Here is an 18,486-nt window from a genome sequence, read left to right on the forward strand (position 1 = left end):
ACTTCCCGTTGTCCACAACCTGTAACTATTCGGCCCGAACCGCGCGCTTCTCGATAAACTCTGAGTAACACTGCCGCGACTGAGAGGAGGCACGGAACCCGGCGGCGGCCGGGAATTCAGTTGAGGACAGGCGCGTGGATCTTCATGATGTGGACATGACTACGACCTTCGGACTGATGCTGATCGAACCTGCGGCCGCGGCGGCCCGGGTTCAGCAGCAGACCGGTCGTGGCTGGAGGTCGACGCCCGGTCAGTCGTGATCGGGGCAGTGGTCGCGGGGCTGCTGGCCGGCTTTGGCGTTGCCATGCCGGTCGGGCCTGTCGGGACCTATCTGGTTGCGTTGACCGCACGGAGCTCGTTGCGGATCGGTGCGTTCGCGGCGCTCGGGGTCGCGTCGGCCGACGGCGTGTATGCCGCGGTCGCGGCGGTTGCGGGCACGGCGTTGGCGCCGTTGCTGGTCCCGGTTGTGGGGCCGCTGCGGTGGGCTTCTGTCGTCGTGCTGATCGGGCTCGCGGTGATGGGCGCGGCGAAGGCGGTACGGCGGTACCGGGCGCAGCGGCTCGCGGTGATCGAGCAGGAGACGCCGGTCGGCGTACGGACGGCGTACTTCGGGATGCTCGGGATGACGCTCCTCAACCCGTGGACAGTGATCTACTTCGCCGCTCTCGTGCTCGGTGGATCCGGTGTCGCGGGGCTCGGTGAGCGGATCGTGTTCGCGATCGCGGCGTTCGTGGCCTCGGCGAGTTGGCAGCTGTTGCTCGCCGGCGGTGGTGCGCTGCTGGGACGTCTGCTCACCGGGCACGTCGGGAAGTTGATGACTACGCTGGCGTCGACCGTGCTGATCGTCGTGCTCGCCGCCCGGCTCGTTGCCTAGGGCACCTGTCGTTCGATCGCTCCGCTCGGGTTGAGGAAGAGGAGGATCGGCGGGCCGGTGTTCGGCAGGATGGCCGAGTACGCCTGGAGCTGTGGTGCGTAGTAGGCGACTCGGCTGTCCAGGGCCGCCGCGGGGATGGCGTCCGTCTTGTAATCGACGATGGTGAGGCGGCCGTCGTCCTCGCGGTAGATGAGGTCGACGAACCCCTCGAGGACCGTGCCGTCGGGCTGGACGGTGCCGACGTACGACTCGCGCCAGTGCTCGCGGGCGGCGGCCCGCTTCACTACATCGGAGGCCAGGGCAGAGCGGACGAGCGCCGTGACGACGTCGGTGTACTCGAGTACGCCCTCAGCCAGGCACTGCGTGGAGACCGCCGCTTCGAGGCCGGCGCCGGTGGTCAGGTCGACGACCTGGAGTACGGCGTGAACCGCGCGGCCGATCGCAGTGCCGTAGCGGCCCTTCGACCAAGGTGGAAGCTCCAGATCGCGGGCTGCCTTCGCGGTGCCGGGGTCGATCTCGGCGAGGGCGACCTCCGGGCCGGTGCCCTCGAGGCCGGACGCGCTCTGGGCGGAGCGGGCGCGGCTCGCGGCCTGGGCGGCGGAGGCTCGGGACTCCCATTCGGTCCGGGAGATCGGTGGGGTGACGTCCGGACTGCCCGACGGCTCGCGGTCGGGGACCGGCGGGCTGGTGAACAGGGTCGAATGCGGCGCCTCGACGCCGCCGGCGGACGCCAGCAACTCGGCGTTGCTGGAGTGCCGCCGGTTGCCGGAGCGGTGCAGCGAGACGATCAGGTGGTCGCGGGCGCGCGTCGCGGCGACGTAGAGGAGGCGGCGGCGTTCGTAGTCGTCCATCTGCTCGTCGACCGGCTGGACGAGGTCGAAGTCCTCGGTCTGGACGGAGGACTTGAGCTTCACGGCATACCCGCCGTCCGGTGGCCAGAGGACCTGGACGCCGCGCTGGCGGTTCGGGGCGGCGGTCATGCCGGACAGGATCACGATCGGGAACTCGAGGCCCTTGGCGGCGTGGATCGTCATCACGCGCACAGCGTCGGCGTCGGTCTCGGGGAGCACGGCCTCGGCGACGCGGGAGGTTTCTTCGCCCTGGTGGGCGGCCCAGGCGAGGTACGAGCGCAGGCCGCCGTGCTCGACCTCGGACCAGGCGCGGGCCTGGTCGACGACGAAGCGGATCCGGCGCCAGGCGTCGCGGGAGCGTGGGCCGATCGCGGCGACTTCCAGCATGCGGCGGTCGGCGACGATCTTCGCGAGTACTTCGCTGGGGGTGAGCCAGCGGGCGGCGTAGTAGGTGCGGCGCAGCCACTCCATCGCGTCGCCGACCGGATGGGTCAGGAGCTGGTCCGGGACCGGTGCGGTCAGCGTGAACGAGCCGCCGGAGCGTTTCCAGGTGAAGAGGTCGTCGTCGCCGCAGCCGAACAGCGGGGAGCGGAGCGTGGTGACGAGGGCGAGTTGGTCGCTCGGGTCGCCGAGGGCGCGGGCGCACGCGAGCAGGTTGCGGACCTCTGCCGTTTGGTAGACGAGCGAGCTGGCCTCGGCGCGATACGGGATGTCGGCGCGGTCGAGGGCATCTTCCAGGAACGGAAGCGAGGTGCGGGCCGGCACCAGCACCGCGATGTCACCCGCTTCCGCAGGCCGCCAGACCTCGGCACGCTCGTCGTACACCAGCCAGCCCTCGCGGAGAGCCCGCTCGACGACCGAGGCCACGTCGGCGGCTTCCCGCTCGCGCAGGACGGACGCTTGCGCGCGCGGCAGGTCGCCATGCGGTTCGGCACCGAGAATCGTGACGGCAGGCCCGGCGGCCGGATCCTCGACGGCGTCGTCCGGGTCCGGGTCCAGGACGTCGCCCGACGCCAGCTCCGGCACCTCAGCCGACACCGGCCCCCCACGCCGCCGAAACGGCAAAACAGCCGCCAAGTCACCAACCTGCTCTCCCGAGCTGCCCTCAGCTGAATCGGGTGAAGGCTGGTCCGTGGGGTCTTCGTCGAGGAGGGTCGGGTCGTCGAAGATCGAGAGTTGGTCGCCGCCCTTGACGGGTGCGGGCTCCGGGGGATGGCCGGGTGCGCCACGGCGGGTGGGTGGCGTGGCGCCGGGTCGGGTGGGCGTGCCTGGCCGGGACGGTGAACCGGCGCCGGAGTCGGTGGGGCTGGTTGGTGAGGGCGCGACTGGCTCGGACGAGGATGCGGCCGGGCGAGTGGGGCTGCCGTGGGATGTGGGGTTGGTGCGGTGGGGGGAGAGGGATTGGTAGGCGGGTTGGGCGGCTTCTTGGGGCTGGATCAGGGTGGCGAAGACGGTGTTGAGCCAGTCGAGGATCGGGGGGACGGTGCGGAAGTTGGTGGTGAGGGCGACGGTCTCGCCGAGGAGGTCCTGCGCGGTGAGGTACGTCGCGATGTTGGCGCGGCGGAAGCGATAGATGGACTGCTTCGGGTCGCCGACCACGAACAACCGGCCCTCGGGAACCTCGACGTCGCGCCAGTCCTCGGCCTCGGCCTCCGCGCCGCCGGCGATCCGGACCGCGAGCTCGATCTGGATCGGATCGGTGTCCTGGAATTCGTCCAGCAGCAGCCGCTCGAACCGCTCCTGCAGCTCCGCTCGAACAACAGCGTTACCCCGCAGCAGGTCGCGAGCCAGCACCAGCAGATCGTGGAACTCCAGCCGCCCCTCGGCTCGACGGAGCTCGGCCGACTCCCGCACCCGCTCCGCGATCCAATGCGAAAGATGCCGAAGGCAAGCATCGAGCAGCAGCTCGACCAGCGAACCGGCGACCTCGACCACCTCGCCGCAATCGCCACGCACCTTGGCGATGTCGGGCCAATTCTCCTTGCGCCCGATCCGTCCCACCTTCAGACCGCGGAACGTCTGGAGGATCGCCAGCTGCGTCTCCTGGTCCGACGCGGCGTCGAGCATCAGCCCGAGCTCGCGGATCTGCACAAGCTTCGGCAGCAGCCGATCCTCGGCGTCGAGGCACGACTCGGCCACCCCGCCGATCTGAGCGGCCGCCGCGATCAGTCCGGTCAGGTCCGGCATCGCGACCAACTCGGGCGGATCGACCAGCACGCGCTCGGCGATCAGGTCCCAGTCGTTCCCGAACAGTCGTGCCAGCGACCGAAGGTGCTTCAGCTCGACCCCGACCGCCATCGCCAGCAGCAGCGGCTCGGCGATCGAGTCGTCATCGAGAAGCTGCTGCTGCAACTCGGCCCAGCGTTCCTCGAAGGCGACCGACGACCCGACCTCGTCGAGTACGTCGATCAGCGGAGGCAGCCCGGCCTCGATCGGATGCGCGAGCAGGATCTGCTGCGCGAAGGCATGCAACGTGCCGATCGACGCCGAGTCCAGGTCGTCCAGCGCCGCGTCGGCGAGCTCACGAGCATCGCCCTTCCGCGCCTTCTCGAACTCGACCCGCAGCCGATCCCGCAACTCCGCTCCGGCCTTCTCGGTGAAGGTGACCGCGGCGATCGTCCGCAGCGGTACGCCGTCACGCAATACCAGCGTGGTCACGCGATCCACCAACGCATGCGTCTTGCCCGACCCAGCGCCCGCCTCGACGAACAACGTGGTCTCGGTGTCGGAGCGGATGCGGTCACGCGCCGCCCCGTCCAGCAGCTGCTCACTCATCGCCGGCCTCCAACGCAGTCGGGTCGATGAGCCGGACCAGGCGTTCCAGCACCGGGTCATGCCGCTTGCGATCCCATCGAGCCCGGACCTCGCTGTGACCGATGCCGTCGGGGTTGCAGTACGGGCACTGCACCCAGAGGAAGTCAGGCACCTCGGGCGCCTTCGGCGGGAAGTACCCGGCCGCGATCGACGACACGATCACGTCGAGCGTGTCGACGTACCGCTCCTCGACCTCGGGCGTCAGCGGGACCGGGATCCGTTTGCCGCCGCGGCGGACGAACCAGTACGACGCTTCGACCGGAGTGGACTGCTCGCCAAGCCGGGCTCGTGCGGCGTACGCGTACACCGGCAGCTGCAGCTTGGTCCCACCCGCGACCGGGTCCGACTCGATGCCTTCGTACCGCGAGAAGCCGCCCGTCTTCACGTCCGTCACATAGATCGTGCCATCCGCGCCGAGGTCCACCTTGTCGGCCGACCCGCGCAACAGCACCCGACCCGACGGCACCGGGATCTCCACCGGAGGCTCACCGTCGAACCCGAACCGCAGCTCACTCGCGATCACCGACGCCGATCGCTCCGCACGCCACCGATCGTCGTCCGTCAGCAGGACCATGAGGTCGCCGAGGATGCGCAACCGCTCGCGTTGCCACAGGCGCGGATGCCCGGTCAGCCCCTCGGCCTCGAACTGCTCGGCCAGATCCGCCCCGATCGCCAGCAGCAGCGACCGCTGGTCCGCCGTCCACGGCTCGCCGTACGCCGGGAGCGAGCCCGCCAGTCGCGTCACGAACGCGTCGAGGCTGTTGTGGATCAGGTTGCCGATCTGCACCGGTGAGATGACCAGCAGGTCCTCGGGCGCCTCCAACGGCTCCACCTGAAGCAACCGCTCGACGAAATACGCGTGCGGGCAGGTTGCGTACGATTCGAGCGATGTCGGCGACGCGATCCGGTCCTGGACGGCATACTCGGGCAGGCCAGAGACGCCCGACAGGTCCCCGTCGAAGCGGGTGAACGCATTCGACCCACGTCCGCGCAGCAACTCCCGGGCCCGCACCAGCACGCCGTCCTGAACCCACAGCCCCGCCGCGGCGGCCCGCGTCTGCCACTCCTGCTCCGTCGCCGGCATCGTTGCCATCGTCAACGATCCCGCGTACGACGCCGACGTCTGCAGCACCTCGCCGTACCTGTCCCACTGCGTCGCCGGCAGCGAATGATCGCCCGTCAGCTCGCGCAACGACCCGAGCAGCCAACGCGTCGGCAGCCGGCGTGACGATCGCCGCAGATCGCCGCGCGGGAACGCCGCGACCACCCGCGCACCCGCCGAGAACGCGACCAACAGGTGTCGCTGCTTCTCGTCGAGTCGATCCCGGAACGACGCCAACTCCGGCGCGGCCGCCTCCCGCACCCGATGGGGGAGCAGCGCGTCCTCGTGCACCCGGCCCGGATACAAGTCCTCCGACAGACCGACGACGTACACGATGTCGGCCGACAGCCCGATGCTCGCCGACAGCGGCGCGACGAGCACGCCCGTCCCGAACGTCCCGACCCGCGGCAACGACTGCTGCAGCTCAAGATCCAGCACGTCGCGCAGCACCGCCAGGCTCGCCGGGGTGCCAAGCTCGTCCAACGTCGACAAGCCGGTCAGCGACCCCTCGACCGCGGCCGCGGCGTACTGCTCCTCGACCGGCAGGGACGAGTAGTCGCCAAGCAGATCGTGGAAGAGCTGCAGAACCCCCTCGGACAGATCGGCCCACGTCTCCAGCAGCGCCAACGCACTCAACCGGCGCCGCAGTGTCGAAGCAAACGCATGCAACCGCTCGGCCGTCGTTGCGTTGTACTGCGCGCGTCGCACCGCGGCCGGGCGTGGATCTTCGGCCGCCTCTTCCTGATCGGCAGTCCGTCGCTCGGACTCGGCGTACCGCGCGAGCCGCGTGTCCCAGTCGTCTCCGCGCACCACCCCGGCCGCTCGCGACATCCGCTCCCACTGCGGCACCGGAATCCGCTCGCCGCCGAAGTCGCGCGTCGGCGCGTTCGCCAGCGCACGGAAGACGTCGGCCCGCGGCAGATCCTGATCGACCAGCGCGAGCACCTCGAGCAGGGTCCGGGCGATCGCCCGCTCGTGCACCGGTCGCGTGCCAGGTCCGTTGACCTCGATCTTCGCGGCGCCCAGGTGCTCGTGCAGAAGACGCGCGTACGGCGAGGCGGCCGAGTACAGCACCGCGATCCGATGCGCGGGCGTGTGCTCCAACGCCGACACGACGTCGCGGACGACGCACCGCACCTCGTCGTCGGCGTCGGACGCGTTGAGGATCTCGGTCGCGACCGGGTAGTTCTTCGAGATCGACCGCGGCAGGTCGATCCCGATGCGTTCGAGCGATCGCCGGACCGCGCGGTCGGCCCGGCGTACGTCGGTCAGACCAACGATCACCGTGAGGTCGGCCGCTGCGTCGCCGAGGGCTCCGACGAACGCGGCCTCGGACTGCGTCAGCTCCTGCGGCAGGTAAAGAACCAGTGCACCGAGCTCGCGGACGACCTCGGGCGACGCTGCGATCCGGGCGGCGGCGGCGCGGAGGAGGTCGGTCTCGTCGTACCAGTCCGCGGCCAGGTCGGTGGTGACATGGCGGTGCAGGCGGACCAGATCCGGACCCAGCGCGGATGCGCCCGCAACCTTGTCCAGAGCGGGATCGGTGAGGTCGCGGAGCTCGCGATGGGCGGATGCAAGCGCTTGGATGGTGGACGGATGCTCGGCGACCTCGTCGAAGACGCCGGGCGCCTTCGCCAGCGCCGTCCGCCAGGTGGCGGCGACGATCGGACGGGTGGCGGGGCGACGCGGTGACAGCTCACCGGCGGCGATCTGCTCGGCCAGTCGCTCGAGGGTCGCCAAGTACAGACCGGCGATGCCGGACACGGCCAAGTGGCGGCGGGCGATGACGCCGGACAGGTTGTTGGGCAGCAGCAGAGTGACGGGGGTCATCGGATCGTCGGCCTTGAGTCGCGCGACCACGGCTTGCAGGCAGTCCAGCGCCGCGGCGCCGTACGCCGTGCTCTCGATCCGGGTGGTACTCACCACAGCCCCCGATCCGCCCGATCTGCCTGTCGACTGTCATCGCAGACGGTAGACCCTGCCACAGACAGAAAGGTGAAGGGGCGCGAAACGCCAAGGTTTCTGCAGGGTCGGCGGCGGCCTCTCACAATGAAGAAATGACCAGGGAGACGAGGATCGCGCGGATGCTGCTCGTGTTCGTCTTCGCGCCCGGCGGAGGGTTGTTCGGCAAGGCGGTCGCCGAGGCCGCGCAGGCCCGGCCGTGGTGGCCCTGGCTGGTCGCGGCGCTGGTCTGGCTGACGGTCTCGGGCGCGATCTCGACGGCAGTCTCGACGGCGATGTCGAACCATTCTGCCGAGCACAGATAATGCTGCGATGGTCGCCGCGGTGCATCACGTCGAGATCTGGGTCCCGGACCTGTCCCGGGCCGTCGCAAGCTGGGGCTGGGTCCTCAACCGGCTGGGCTGGAAGGACGGTGACGGCTGGCCCGGTGGCATGACCTGGACCGCCCCCGACGGCTCGTACGTCGTGGTCGAGCAGAGTCCGGCGATGTCGGCCACCGAGCACGACCGGATGCGGCCCGGGATGAACCACCTGGCGCTGAACGCGGCCGGCCGGGCCGAGGTCGACGCCGTCGTGGGCGAGGCCGCCGAGCACGGCTGGACGCTGATGTTCGCCGACCGCCACCCGTACGCCGGCGGGCCGCAGCATTACGCCGCCTTCCTCCACAACACCGACGGCTACGAGCTGGAAATCGTCGCACCGGATTAGCAGGTGAGACTACTGATGCCTGGAGTGACAGATGGGACTGCAGGTGTGACATGGTTACACCAGGCAATCAGTACGGTCGCGGGGCAAGGGTGAAAGGGCGGTGCTCGTGACGGAGAAGCCTGACGGGGGAAGTATGCCCGGACCGGCTTCGCGCGGGGCGCGCAGTTCAGACGCAGCACCGGAGCTCCTGGAAGCCCGGATCCGCGGTCTGCAGCACGCACTGGGCCAGCTGCTGGAGAACGCTCAACGGTTGACCCAAGGCGAGCATCAGCGCGCCGTCCGGCTGCACCGTCAGCTGCAGGAGCAGACCGCGATCGCCCGGCGCGAGTCGCGGGGCCTGGTCGACGCGAAGACCGCGGAGGCGCTGTCCGAGGCCGAGCCCAAGGCGCGGTTGCTCGCCGATCGGCTCGCGCCCGGGCTGGGATCGATCCCGCCGAACGACGCGCGCTGGCGTTCACGTCAGCTCGTCGGCGCCGGCGTCCCGTCGTACGTGCGTGTCGGTGAGCTGGACGCCGGTACGCCGGTGGTCGCGCCACTGCTTCGGACCAACGGCTGGAAGGTGACCGCGGACCGCAACGAGAACGCGCGCCGCCTTCTGCAGAGCATCGCGCTGCGGCTGGTCGCGGCGGCCGAACCGTTCCGGCTCCGGGTCGACGCGTTCGATCCGCGGCTGACCGGGATGATGGGGCTGCTCGGCCACCTGACCACGAAGTACCCGCAATTGGTGCCCAGGGCAACGCACACGGCGGAGCAGCTGCACACCGTGCTGTCCGGGCTTGTCGACGTCTCGTCGCTGCGGGCGAGCCGGCAGGCGCAGCTGGGCCACGAGCGGTTCGAGGACCTGCTCAAGGAGACCGGCCAGGTCACCGATCCGTACCGCCTCGTCATCCTGTTCGACTACCCGTCCGGGATCGACACGCTCGCCCAGCGCGACCTGCTCCGGCTGGCCGCGACCGCGGGCAAGCGGGGGATCTGCTTCCTGGTCCACTACGACGCCTCGACGGCCGCGGAGCTGGACGTCGACTCGAAACAGTTGCTCGAGCTCCTCAATCCCGTTGTCATCAGCAACGACCGGGTCGAGGTCGCGCAGCTGCCGCCGGCGAAGTTGGACCCGCCGTTCGACGCGACCATTGCCGCGGGCATCTGTGACGTGATCGCGGAGCAGGCCGACATCGCCGTCCTCCCCACCATCGACTTCGAGCGGACGCTGCCGGACCGCTCCACCTGGTGGCAGTCGGTCAAGGACGAGATCGGCGCCGTGATCGGGTACGACGACCGCACGCCGGCTGTGGTCCGGTTGCGCAGCGGCAACCCGGCGCTGCCGCACGTCCTCGTCGGCGGCGCGGTCGGCCAGGGCAAGTCGAACCTGCTGCTCGTGCTGATCCACGGTCTGGCCGCGCGGTACGCACCGGCGGACCTCGAGATGTACCTGCTCGACTTCAAGCACGGCGTCGAGTTCTCCGCGCTGGGGCCGGGTCCGGACCAGCCGCACTGGCTGCCCCAGGTCCGCGTGCTCGGCGTCCACAGCGATCGCGCGTTCGGTCTCGCCGTACTGCGTCATCTGTCGGACGAGCTGGCCCGGCGGAGTGAGATCTTCAAGTCGCACGGGAACGTCGCCGACATCGCGGAGCTCGCGCCGGGGCCGGATCGGCCGCCGCGGATCCTCGTCGTACTGGACGAGTTCCAGGTGCTGCTCGAGGACGACGACGAGTTGGCCGACGAGGCAGCGAAGCTGCTGGAGCGGCTGGTTCGGCTGGGGCGTGCGTACGGCGTTCACGTCGTACTGGCCACGCAGACGATCGAGGGCGTGAAGCGGCTGTCGACGCGGCGGGACTCGATCTTCGGGCAGGTGCCTTACCGGATCGCGCTGAAGACCACGCCGGCCGATTCGCAGGCGATTCTGCGGAGCGGGAACACGGCGGCGGCCGAGCTGCAGTTCCGTGGCGAGGCCGTGCTGAACGCGAACTTCGGGTCGCCGGACGACAACCAGCACGTGCTGGTGAGCTTCGCGGACAAGCCGGTGCTGGACTCGCTGCGGCAAGAGCTGTGGTCGCGCGCTGGGGCGGAGGCGCATCCGCCGCGGGTGTTCCATCTGGCTGAGGCTGCGCACCTGACGGAGACCGCCGCGGCGGTCAAGCCCGAGTTGGGGCGGCCGTGGACCGGGTTGCCGATCGCGGTGACCGAGGAGCCGGTGTCCGTCGAGGTGCGGCCCGAGCCTGGTGCCGGCGTACTCCTGCTGGGGGACGGACCGGCCGATGCGCTCGGCGTGCTGACCGGGCTGGCGGTGTCGACGGCGGCGGGCGCGGTGGATCCGCCGCGGTTCGTGTTCGTCGACGGGACGAACTCGGCGCCGGCGGTTGCCGAGGGCAAGGATGCGCTGATGCGGGTGCTGCGTGAGCTCGGCTGCGAGGTCGAGACCGTGGACAAGCACGACGACATCGCGCCGCGGCTGTTCGCGCTGCGGGACGCGATGCGGTCCGGGGAGGCCGGCGGGACGTACCTGCTCGGGTTCGGGTTCCACGGCGTACCGCGGATGCAGCTGCACGCCGAGGGGTACTTCGAGAGCCCGGCGAACGCGCTGCAGGACATCGTGCGCGACGGTCCGGCGCAGGGCCTGATCACGTACGGGTGGTGGAACCGGATGCATGTGTGCACCGAGCACCTCGGGTTCGGGCGGGCCAACGTGGCGACTCATCTGTTCCTACGGCACCCGCAGGACGGCGTACGCGCGGTGGCCGGTCCGCTGGTGCGGTGGGCCTCGGAGCCGCATCGGGGGCTGTTGTGGGACGGGCTGCATCCTGAGGCGCAGGTCGTCGTACCGTTCGCCGCGCTGCGGGCGGACGAGGTGGATCGCACGGTGGAGCTGGTACGCCGATGAAGACCGTGGAGCAGGAGTGGTCCGAGTATGTGCGGGCGTTGCGGACGGTCGCCATGGCGCGGGCGGACGCGCAGCAGGCGCAGGATCGGTTGACCGCGCACAAGTCCAAGGCCGAGGCGACCGCGGCGGCAGAGGCTGACGCGATGGCCGAGCGCGGGCTGAAGCTGCAGACCCGGCTGAACGCGCTCGCCGAGAAGGCGGCCGCGAGTCTGCAGCGGGCCGGGCTGCCGGCCGAGGGGAAGCGATCGAACCACACGCTGCCCGAGATCCGCGCGCTGAACGACATCGAGACCGTTGCCGAGCGCATCACCAAGCAGCTGGCCGAGACCGTCGACCAGCTGGAGGAGATGCGGACGACGGCCCGGGCGCTCCAGGAGCAGCGCAAGCGTCGTACCATCAGCGCGGTCCTGGCGCTGGTCGGGTTCGTGCTGGTGTGGGTACTGAGCGGGTCGTTCCTGGCCGGGGTCGAGGCCGCGGCGATCGCCGCCGTCACGATGCTGGCCGCCTCGCGGATGCTCGGGCTGCCGCGGCTGCCCGGCGCGCGCTGGTGGGGCTGGAGTGGTGCGGTCGCGGTCTTCGTGCTGATGGCGGCCGGGCTGCCGTGGTGGATCGGGATCGGCGTACCGGTCGTGGTGGCAGGTACGGCGATCGTGCTGCCGAAGAAGCGCAACTAGGTTTGGGAGTGGGTTGAGGTGTCCGACGTACTGCGGCTCAAGGAACAGCTGCACCAGGTCTCGATGGAGGCCAAGCAGGCAGCTGGTGGGCTGGCCGGGTTCAAGCTCCGCTTCACCCAGCACAGCCAGCTGGTGGAGAGCCTGATCGCGGGCACCGCCACCGGCATCGACCGCGACATCACCGAGATCCTCGAGGCCGCGAGCAAGGCCGTCGAGCAGGCTGCCGAGGCGCTCGAGATCGCCTCGGCCGGCTGCAAGAACTACGCCGACCAGATCTGAGGGATTCGGGGGCGCCGGGATGCCGTCGGAGCTGCAGCGGGTCGCACGCGGTCTGGTCGACTGCTTCGACGAGATTCCGCGCGTCGTCGACCAGTTGCAGCGCACCGCCGTACGGTGCCGGGAGAACGCCCAGCTCGCACTGATCGCGTCCCGCGGCCAGGCGACCGTCGCGGCCCAGCAACTCGACGCCGCGGCCCGCGCCTGCGAGGCCGCCGCGCACTACCTCTCGATGGCCCCGCCGAAGGCCCGCGGCTGGGCCGAGGGCCTCGTCGGTACGGCGGGCCCGTCGACGAACCGCCCGTCGTCAGACTCCGCCGACCGCAACAAGCCCACCAGCGGCTCCGGCGACCTCGACTCCCTGGGCCGCACCAAACGCCTGACCTTCGACTACGAAGACCTAGAAGTTGCCGAAGACAACGAGCCACCGCTCGTCACCGTCGCCCGCAAGGCCTTCGAACAGTTCCGCAAGGCGCACGAGAACGACGACGACGAAGAACGCGACGACAAGGCCCTCCTCGAACTGGAAATCACCGTCACCGAAACCGGCGAGATCGAGTTCGAGGAAACCGACGAAAAGGAAGACCAGAAGCGCGCCGACCGCCTCGCCCGCGACTTCGAGATCGCCCCAGCCCTGGAGGAGTCCGTCAAAGCCCTCCTCGAGTCGATGGCCGACTCCGCCGACCACCAATGGCAACAAGCCACCCTCACCATCACCCCAGACCAAATCATCGCCACCTTCGACTACCCCGAAGAAGCCCGCCCCCAGGCGAAGGCTGGCGAGTTGACGCAAGGCCGGCTGATCACACCAAGCACCAGCTGAAGAATCCGGACAGCATGGTGCGGAAGGGGCTCGGTATGGCCCGCGTGATCATCGAGTTCAAAACCCCGGAGAGCGGGACCTCGAACGCGATCAAGCCAGGAGACCCGGGCGCCGGCGTCCACACCTTCCCCCGGGCCACCTCCCTCGACGCCGACGCCCTCGACACCTGGCGCCCCTGGGTTGTCTGACGGCGTGTGCGGGTCGTCGTGGCGGCCTCGGGCATGTCCTTGTCACGTGGGGTGAGAATTTTCTGGGGAATCGCGTCATGAACGGCTGTGGCGGTCGTCACTACCTGTGAACCCATCCCACAGGGAAGTGGAAGTGATTGACGTGAAGGGTTGTGCGAAGTCGCTGATGGGAAGCTGCTCGACCCGGTGTCGGGTGCATTGAGATGGCCGACGGTGGTGATCCTCACCCGGGTGCGGTCCGGGTGGAGCGTCGTCGGGTGCGGGTCTGGTTCGGGGATCATGTGGTCGCCGACTACCGGGCCGAAGTCGAGCTGGCCGAGCGGTACGCGGCGGCCATGTCGCGCCGGTTCGCCGGCTTGCGGGTGACCAGCGATCCGGTTCCGGACCACGATCCCGGACCGGAGCGGAAGCTGCCGGGGGAGCGGCTGTGGGAGGTAGCGCCGAAATGAGTTCTCGTCGTTTCCGGTTGATCCGGCATCAGGACGTCTCCGGTGTCAGCGGCACCGGGCCCGTCGCCGAAGGTGTGCAGTTCACCGACGGAGCCGTCGCGCTGCGCTGGTACGGCGACTATCCGACCACGACCGTGTGGGACGGCATCGAGTCCGTCATCGCCATCCACGGTCACGGCGGGGCCACCGAGGTCGAGTGGCTCGACCCCGAGCCGGACCCCGACCCCGACCTCAAGCTGCCGCCCCGCGAGTCCCTGCCACCCCGCCCGTGGCCGGACCTGCACTCGACCCCCGAGCCGCAGGACCCCGACCCGCTCCACTCCGACCGCGACCTCGGCAGCGACATGAGCGGCGACCTCGACGGCGACCTCGACCGGGATCCAGACCGGGGCTTCGGGCCCGAGGGCGACTTCAGCCGCGGCAGGCGCGGCGCCGCGCCGCCGTCCACCTGGACGTCGTACCGAGTCTTCCGCTGAGTCGTCAGCGGACCGTTCAGCGCGGATCCGGCGCCGCGGACCCGATCTGACCCAGTGCGCCGGTGCCGTATCCCCTCCCGGCACCGGTCGAGGTCCGGGTACGGCATACGCCTCGGCGAGGTGGCGTAAGCCGTACCCGGACGCGGTACCGGCCCAGGCGGACTCGCGATACGCCTGGGCCGGGACCGGTCAGCGGTAGTTCATCTCCTCGACCAGGTCGAGGTTGTAGAACGCGCCGGGGCCGTCGCAGAGCTCCATCATCCGGGTCGAGAACTCGGTGGTGTCGTCCCGGCCGGAGTTCGCCATCGCGTCCTCGTAGGAGGCGAATTCGACGATCGCGAAGTAGCGCCCCTTCTCGTCCCGGTCGGCGCAGGTGATGCCGCGGACCGGGCTGGGCCCGTCGCTCTCGGCTTCGCGCTTGGCGCTGTAGTCGTCCATCAGCGCCTTGATCTCGTCCGGCTTCGACGTCCGGTACTCGATGATCTGAACGAAACCAGCCATTTCTCCCCCTGTGTCCTGACACTCACCCCTGGGTGTCTTCTTCGACAGTGCGCCTGGATCGCCTGCCTGGCAAGGCCCGACCGCTGACGGTGACCTGACGCGGGCGGGGGATCACGCGCCGCGTTCTGCCGTCGGCAGAGGTGTCTGGGTTTTGTCGGTCAGGCCTGATTGGCTTGCCTGCATGGAGATTCTGATCCTCGGTGGGACGGCCTGGCTCGGTCGTGAGATCGCTGCGCAGGCGGTTGCGCGCGGGCATTCGGTGACGTGTGTGGCGCGTGGTGAGAGCGGCGCGGTCGCGGACGGCGCGACGCTGATCGCGGCGGACCGCAGCAGCCCGGATGCGTACGACGCGGTGCCGCCGCGGGAGTGGGATGCCGTGTTCGAGGTGTCGTGGCAGCCGGGCTTTGTGCGCGGTGCGCTGGCGGCGTTCGGTGCGCGGGCGAAGCATTGGACGTACGTGTCGTCGGTGAATGTCTACGAGAAGTACGACACCCCCGGCGCCGACGAGACCGCGGTACTGCGGGAGCCGACCGAGCTGGATGCGGTGGAGCGTGAGCTGTACGGCGAGGCCAAGGTCGCGTGTGAGCTTGCGTCGCGGGATGTGGTCGGCGATCGGCTCGTGATCGCCCGCGCCGGGCTGATCGGCGGGCCGGGGGACCGCAGCGACCGGTCGGGTTCGTGGGTCGCGCGAGCGGCGCGGGCACCCGAAGAGCCGATGCTCGTGCCCGACACGCCCGAGTTGTCGACGTCGGTGATCGACATCCGGGACCTAGCCGGCTGGTTGCTGGACAACGCGACGGAGGGCCGGACCGGGACGTTCGACACGCGCGGGCCGATCGTGCCGTTCGGCGAGTGGATCGAGCTGGCGCGTGAGGTGGGCGGCCACACCGGGCCGGTGGTGCTCGCGCCGCGCATGTGGCTGGAGGAGCAGAAGGTCGAGCAGTACATGGGGCCGGATTCGCTGGCGATGTGGTTGACCGAGCCCGGGTATGAGGGCTGGTCGTCGCGGAGTGGTGCGGCAGCGGCCGCGGCCGGGCTGAGACACCGTCCGCGCCGGGAGTTCCTGGCGGACGCGCTCGCGTGGGAGCGGGAGCTGGGCCTGGATCGGGACCGCCGCGCGGGTCTGAGCCCGGCGAAGGAGAAGGAGTTGATCGAGGCGCTGAACGCCTAGTCTAGGCCGCATGCGCCTGGTGCTGATCTCGGACACTCACCTGCCGGTTCGGGCGAAGAAGCTGCCGGAGCCGGTCTGGGAGGCGATCGAGCGTGCCGACGTGGTCATCCATGCGGGCGATTGGGTGAGCGTCGGATTGCTGGACGAGCTGGAGGCCCGGGCGGCAGGAAGAGCACAGGTGATCGGGTGCTGGGGCAACAACGACGGTCCGGAGTTGCGGGCGCGACTGCCTGAGGTTGCGCGCGTGACCCTCGACGGGCTCTCGGTTGCCGTGGTGCATGAGACCGGCTCGGCCGCGGGACGTGAGGCTCGGTGCGAGGCGGCGTACCCGGGGGTGGATCTACTCGTGTTCGGGCACAGCCACATCCCGTGGGACACGACGACCCCGGGCGGGTTGCGGCTGTTGAATCCGGGGTCGCCGACGGATCGCAGGCGGCAGCCGTACTGCACCTACCAGACCGCGACGATCACCGCCGGCCGGCTGGAAGACGTTGCCCTGCACAACCTTTAGGACTGGTTGCGCCGTACAACGAATTCGGCCGGGCAGGCGAGAACAGCGCCGTACCACCGAGTTACGGCGTGTTCCGGCCTGCCCGGCCGAGGGGTCAGGCGTTGGCTGCTTCCTTGACCCGGGTCTTGAGGCGATCGCGGACCTCTTCCGGCGTGTACGCACGGCGCTTCCGCTCGCCCCGCGCGATCACCACGCCCGTTGCGGCCACGCCGACGAGCCCCGCAAGCCCTACCACCTTCCATACCTTCATGGCGACTAACCTAGCGACGTGAACAGCCGGATTTCACTGGATGACGCTACGGAACTGACACGAACAGGTGACATTTGGCTGTTCCGCGGCGGAAGCGCGGCGGATCGCGCTATCCAGCTGACCACGAACAGCCCGGTCAACCACGTCGGGATGGCGGTCGTCGTCGAGGACCTCCCGCCGCTGATGTGGCACGCCGAGCTGGGGCGTTCGCTGCCGGACATGTGGACCGGCCAGCACCAGCGCGGCGCGCAGCTGCACAATCTGCGCGACGCGGTGCTGGTGTGGGCGCGCAAGTACGGTCAGCAGGCCTGGCTGCGGCAGCTCGACCACCCTGTCACGCGCGAGATGGAGGACTCCGTACTGCGGACAGTGGCGCGCCTGGACGGTACACCGTTCCCGTCGACGGCACGCCTCGCGTCGAGGTGGGTGCGCGGACGGGTACCGGCGATCCGTCGCGGATCGCGCGAGCTCGAGCTGGAGTCGGCGTACTGCGCTGAGGTGGTCGCGGTGACCTACGAGGAGATGGGGTTGCTGCGCGGGCGGAAGCTGAACTGGTACGACCCGGGGCGGTTCTGGAGCGGCGATGAACTGGAGCTGGCGCACGGGGCCCGGCTGGGCGAAGAGATCGCCGTCGACATCCCGGCCGATGCCTGACGGATCCGAAACTGTCGGCGGCGTGTGATTGGGTTGTTCCAATCGGTCATCGAGCCGGAGCAGAGCCGGAGGAGGCCCGGATGTATGCGGTCATCGACACTGAGACGACCGGCCTGCTGCCGAGCCATCGGCATCGGGTCATCGAGATCGCGGTCGTGCTGCTCGACGCCCGCGGGCAGGTCGAGCACGAGTGGGTGACGCTGCTGAATCCCCAGCGCGACCTCGGGCCGCAGCACATTCACGGGATCCTCACCGCCGACGTGCTGGCCGCGCCGGAGTTCGGGGACATCGCTCGGCAGTTGGGGCAGCTGCTGGCGGGGCGGATGGTTGTCGGGCACAACGTCGAGTTCGACCTCGGGTTCCTGCGGGCGGAGTTCGCGCGCCTCGGCGTCAGCGTCCCGCTGATCACCGAGCGGTCGATGTGCACGATGGCGCTGGCCGGCTATCTGTATCCGGGCGCGAAGCGGACCTTGGGTGCCTGCTGCGCGGCTGCGGGCATCTCGATCGAGGGCTGGCACTCGGCGATGGCCGACACGCGAGCAACGGCTGAGCTGTTCTCGCGGTACTTGAAGGCTTTTCCGTCACCGCCGCCGTGGCAATGGGCGTACGAAGAAATAAGCCGACTGCAGTGGCCCGCCCTGCCGGGGACGGACGTCGCGCCGACTGTCCGCCCGGTGCACGCGGGCGGGAGGCATGGCTGGATGAGCCGGCTTGTCGACCAGTTGCCGCGGGTGCCGGAGCCGCCGCAGGCCGACTCGTACCTCGTGCTGCTGGACACGATCCTCGCCAACCGCGAGATCACAGCAGCCGACGCCGACCAGTTGGTGCAAGTGGCAACCGACCTGGGCCTGACCCGTCCCCAAGTGGACAGTCTCCACCGGTGGTACGTGGCGGCGCTCGCGACGGCGTCCTGGGGGGACGGGACGATCACACCGGACCAGCGCAGCGATGTCGACCGGATCGCGGTGATGCTCGGGCAGCGCGCGGTCGATGTCGACGAGGCGCTGCTCCGGGCAAGCGCCGGGCGGTACGTCGTGCCCGATCGTCCGGGGGCGCGGGGGTATCCGCAGGGGAGCACGATGGTCTTCACCGGCGACATGGTCGAGCCGCGTGAGGTGTGGTGGGACCGGGCGGTGGCGGCGGGCTTCGTCCCGCAAGAGGCGGTCCGGCCCGAGACGACGTTCCTGGTGGCCGCGGACGTCGACAGCTTGTCGGTGAAGGCTCGGGTGGCGCGAGAGTTCGACGTCCCGATCATCTCGGTGGACGACTTCCGCCGGCTGCTGCCTACGGACCAGCCCAGCGACCAGCGCAAGGCCGGGTGAGG

Annotated in this window: 18 protein-coding genes; 14 read left to right on the forward strand and 4 right to left on the reverse strand. The window is 69.9% G+C overall.

Features of this window, described 5'->3' with window-relative positions; all coding sequences use genetic code 11:
* Positions 1 to 256: 256 nt before the first annotated feature.
* Positions 257 to 874 carry a LysE family transporter gene (locus tag ACIA58_RS19105; protein WP_396405037.1) on the forward strand — a complete coding sequence of 206 codons (618 nt, stop codon included), beginning with the start codon at positions 257 to 259 and terminating at the stop codon, positions 872 to 874.
* Here the strand turns inward: ACIA58_RS19105 and ACIA58_RS19110 are convergent.
* Entirely contained in the window at positions 871 to 4,500 is a 3,630-nt protein-coding gene (locus tag ACIA58_RS19110) for a UvrD-helicase domain-containing protein (protein ID WP_396405038.1), read from the reverse strand. The genes ACIA58_RS19105 and ACIA58_RS19110 overlap by 4 nt on opposite strands.
* Positions 4,493 to 7,564 carry a PD-(D/E)XK nuclease family protein gene (locus ACIA58_RS19115; protein WP_396405039.1) on the reverse strand — a complete coding sequence of 1,024 codons (3,072 nt, stop codon included), beginning with the start codon at positions 7,562 to 7,564 and terminating at the stop codon, positions 4,493 to 4,495. Before ACIA58_RS19115 ends, ACIA58_RS19110 begins: the two co-directional genes overlap by 8 nt.
* Positions 7,565 to 7,698: 134 nt before the next feature.
* Here ACIA58_RS19115 and ACIA58_RS19120 point away from each other — a divergent pair, with 134 nt between their 5' ends.
* The 9 genes from ACIA58_RS19120 to ACIA58_RS19160 all read left to right on the forward strand — a co-directional run bounded on the left by ACIA58_RS19120 (position 7,699) and on the right by ACIA58_RS19160 (position 14,075).
* Positions 7,699 to 7,908, forward strand: coding sequence for a hypothetical protein (locus ACIA58_RS19120; RefSeq protein ID WP_396405040.1), 210 nt, complete (start codon positions 7,699 to 7,701; stop codon positions 7,906 to 7,908).
* Between the two features lie 7 nt (positions 7,909 to 7,915).
* Positions 7,916 to 8,311 carry a VOC family protein gene (locus tag ACIA58_RS19125; RefSeq protein WP_396405041.1) on the forward strand — a complete coding sequence of 132 codons (396 nt, stop codon included), beginning with the start codon at positions 7,916 to 7,918 and terminating at the stop codon, positions 8,309 to 8,311.
* A 133-nt stretch (positions 8,312 to 8,444) separates the two neighbouring features.
* Positions 8,445 to 11,189: an FtsK/SpoIIIE domain-containing protein gene (locus tag ACIA58_RS19130; protein ID WP_396405042.1), complete on the forward strand. Its 2,745-nt coding sequence runs from the start codon at positions 8,445 to 8,447 to the stop codon at positions 11,187 to 11,189.
* Positions 11,186 to 11,863, forward strand: coding sequence for a hypothetical protein (locus ACIA58_RS19135; RefSeq protein WP_396405043.1), 678 nt, complete (start codon positions 11,186 to 11,188; stop codon positions 11,861 to 11,863). The genes ACIA58_RS19130 and ACIA58_RS19135 overlap by 4 nt, the downstream gene beginning before the upstream one ends.
* Before the next feature lie 18 nt (positions 11,864 to 11,881).
* Positions 11,882 to 12,142, forward strand: coding sequence for a hypothetical protein (locus ACIA58_RS19140; RefSeq protein ID WP_130388988.1), 261 nt, complete (start codon positions 11,882 to 11,884; stop codon positions 12,140 to 12,142).
* Positions 12,143 to 12,161: 19 nt separating this feature from the next.
* Positions 12,162 to 12,962, forward strand: a complete 801-nt coding sequence (locus ACIA58_RS19145) for a hypothetical protein (protein ID WP_396405044.1) — start codon at positions 12,162 to 12,164, stop codon at positions 12,960 to 12,962.
* Positions 12,963 to 12,976: 14 nt separating this feature from the next.
* Positions 12,977 to 13,150: a hypothetical protein gene (locus tag ACIA58_RS19150; protein ID WP_396405045.1), complete on the forward strand. Its 174-nt coding sequence runs from the start codon at positions 12,977 to 12,979 to the stop codon at positions 13,148 to 13,150.
* Positions 13,151 to 13,353: 203 nt separating this feature from the next.
* Positions 13,354 to 13,599, forward strand: coding sequence for a hypothetical protein (locus ACIA58_RS19155; RefSeq protein WP_396405046.1), 246 nt, complete (start codon positions 13,354 to 13,356; stop codon positions 13,597 to 13,599).
* Positions 13,596 to 14,075, forward strand: coding sequence for a hypothetical protein (locus ACIA58_RS19160; RefSeq protein ID WP_396405047.1), 480 nt, complete (start codon positions 13,596 to 13,598; stop codon positions 14,073 to 14,075). The genes ACIA58_RS19155 and ACIA58_RS19160 overlap by 4 nt, the downstream gene beginning before the upstream one ends.
* A gap of 189 nt (positions 14,076 to 14,264) precedes the next feature.
* Here the strand turns inward: ACIA58_RS19160 and ACIA58_RS19165 are convergent, their stop codons facing one another.
* Positions 14,265 to 14,576 carry a hypothetical protein gene (locus ACIA58_RS19165; protein ID WP_396405048.1) on the reverse strand — a complete coding sequence of 104 codons (312 nt, stop codon included), beginning with the start codon at positions 14,574 to 14,576 and terminating at the stop codon, positions 14,265 to 14,267.
* A 181-nt stretch (positions 14,577 to 14,757) separates the two neighbouring features.
* Between ACIA58_RS19165 and ACIA58_RS19170 the strand changes: the two genes are divergently transcribed.
* Both ACIA58_RS19170 and ACIA58_RS19175 read left to right on the forward strand, forming a co-directional pair.
* A complete protein-coding gene (locus ACIA58_RS19170; protein WP_396405049.1) occupies positions 14,758 to 15,747 on the forward strand; it encodes an oxidoreductase in 990 nt (329 codons plus the stop codon).
* A 10-nt stretch (positions 15,748 to 15,757) separates the two neighbouring features.
* Positions 15,758 to 16,258, forward strand: a complete 501-nt coding sequence (locus ACIA58_RS19175) for a metallophosphoesterase family protein (protein ID WP_396405050.1) — start codon at positions 15,758 to 15,760, stop codon at positions 16,256 to 16,258.
* 94 nt (positions 16,259 to 16,352) lie between these two features.
* Here ACIA58_RS19175 and ACIA58_RS19180 read toward each other — a convergent pair whose 3' ends face one another.
* Complete coding sequence (locus ACIA58_RS19180; RefSeq protein ID WP_165546543.1) at positions 16,353 to 16,508, reverse strand: hypothetical protein; 156 nt, start codon at positions 16,506 to 16,508, stop codon at positions 16,353 to 16,355.
* Positions 16,509 to 16,526: 18 nt separating this feature from the next.
* Here ACIA58_RS19180 and ACIA58_RS19185 point away from each other — a divergent pair, with 18 nt between their 5' ends.
* Together ACIA58_RS19185 and ACIA58_RS19190 are read left to right on the forward strand one after the other, a co-directional pair.
* Positions 16,527 to 17,162: a hypothetical protein gene (locus tag ACIA58_RS19185; protein ID WP_396405051.1), complete on the forward strand. Its 636-nt coding sequence runs from the start codon at positions 16,527 to 16,529 to the stop codon at positions 17,160 to 17,162.
* Positions 17,163 to 17,242: 80 nt separating this feature from the next.
* The gene (locus ACIA58_RS19190) at positions 17,243 to 18,484 is read left to right on the forward strand and encodes an exonuclease domain-containing protein (protein WP_396405052.1); all 1,242 of its coding nucleotides are present in this window, start codon (positions 17,243 to 17,245) and stop codon (positions 18,482 to 18,484) included.
* Positions 18,485 to 18,486 lie beyond the last annotated feature (2 nt).

The organism is Kribbella sp. NPDC051586 (genome assembly GCF_044453965.1).
Lineage (GTDB): Bacteria > Actinomycetota > Actinomycetes > Propionibacteriales > Kribbellaceae > Kribbella.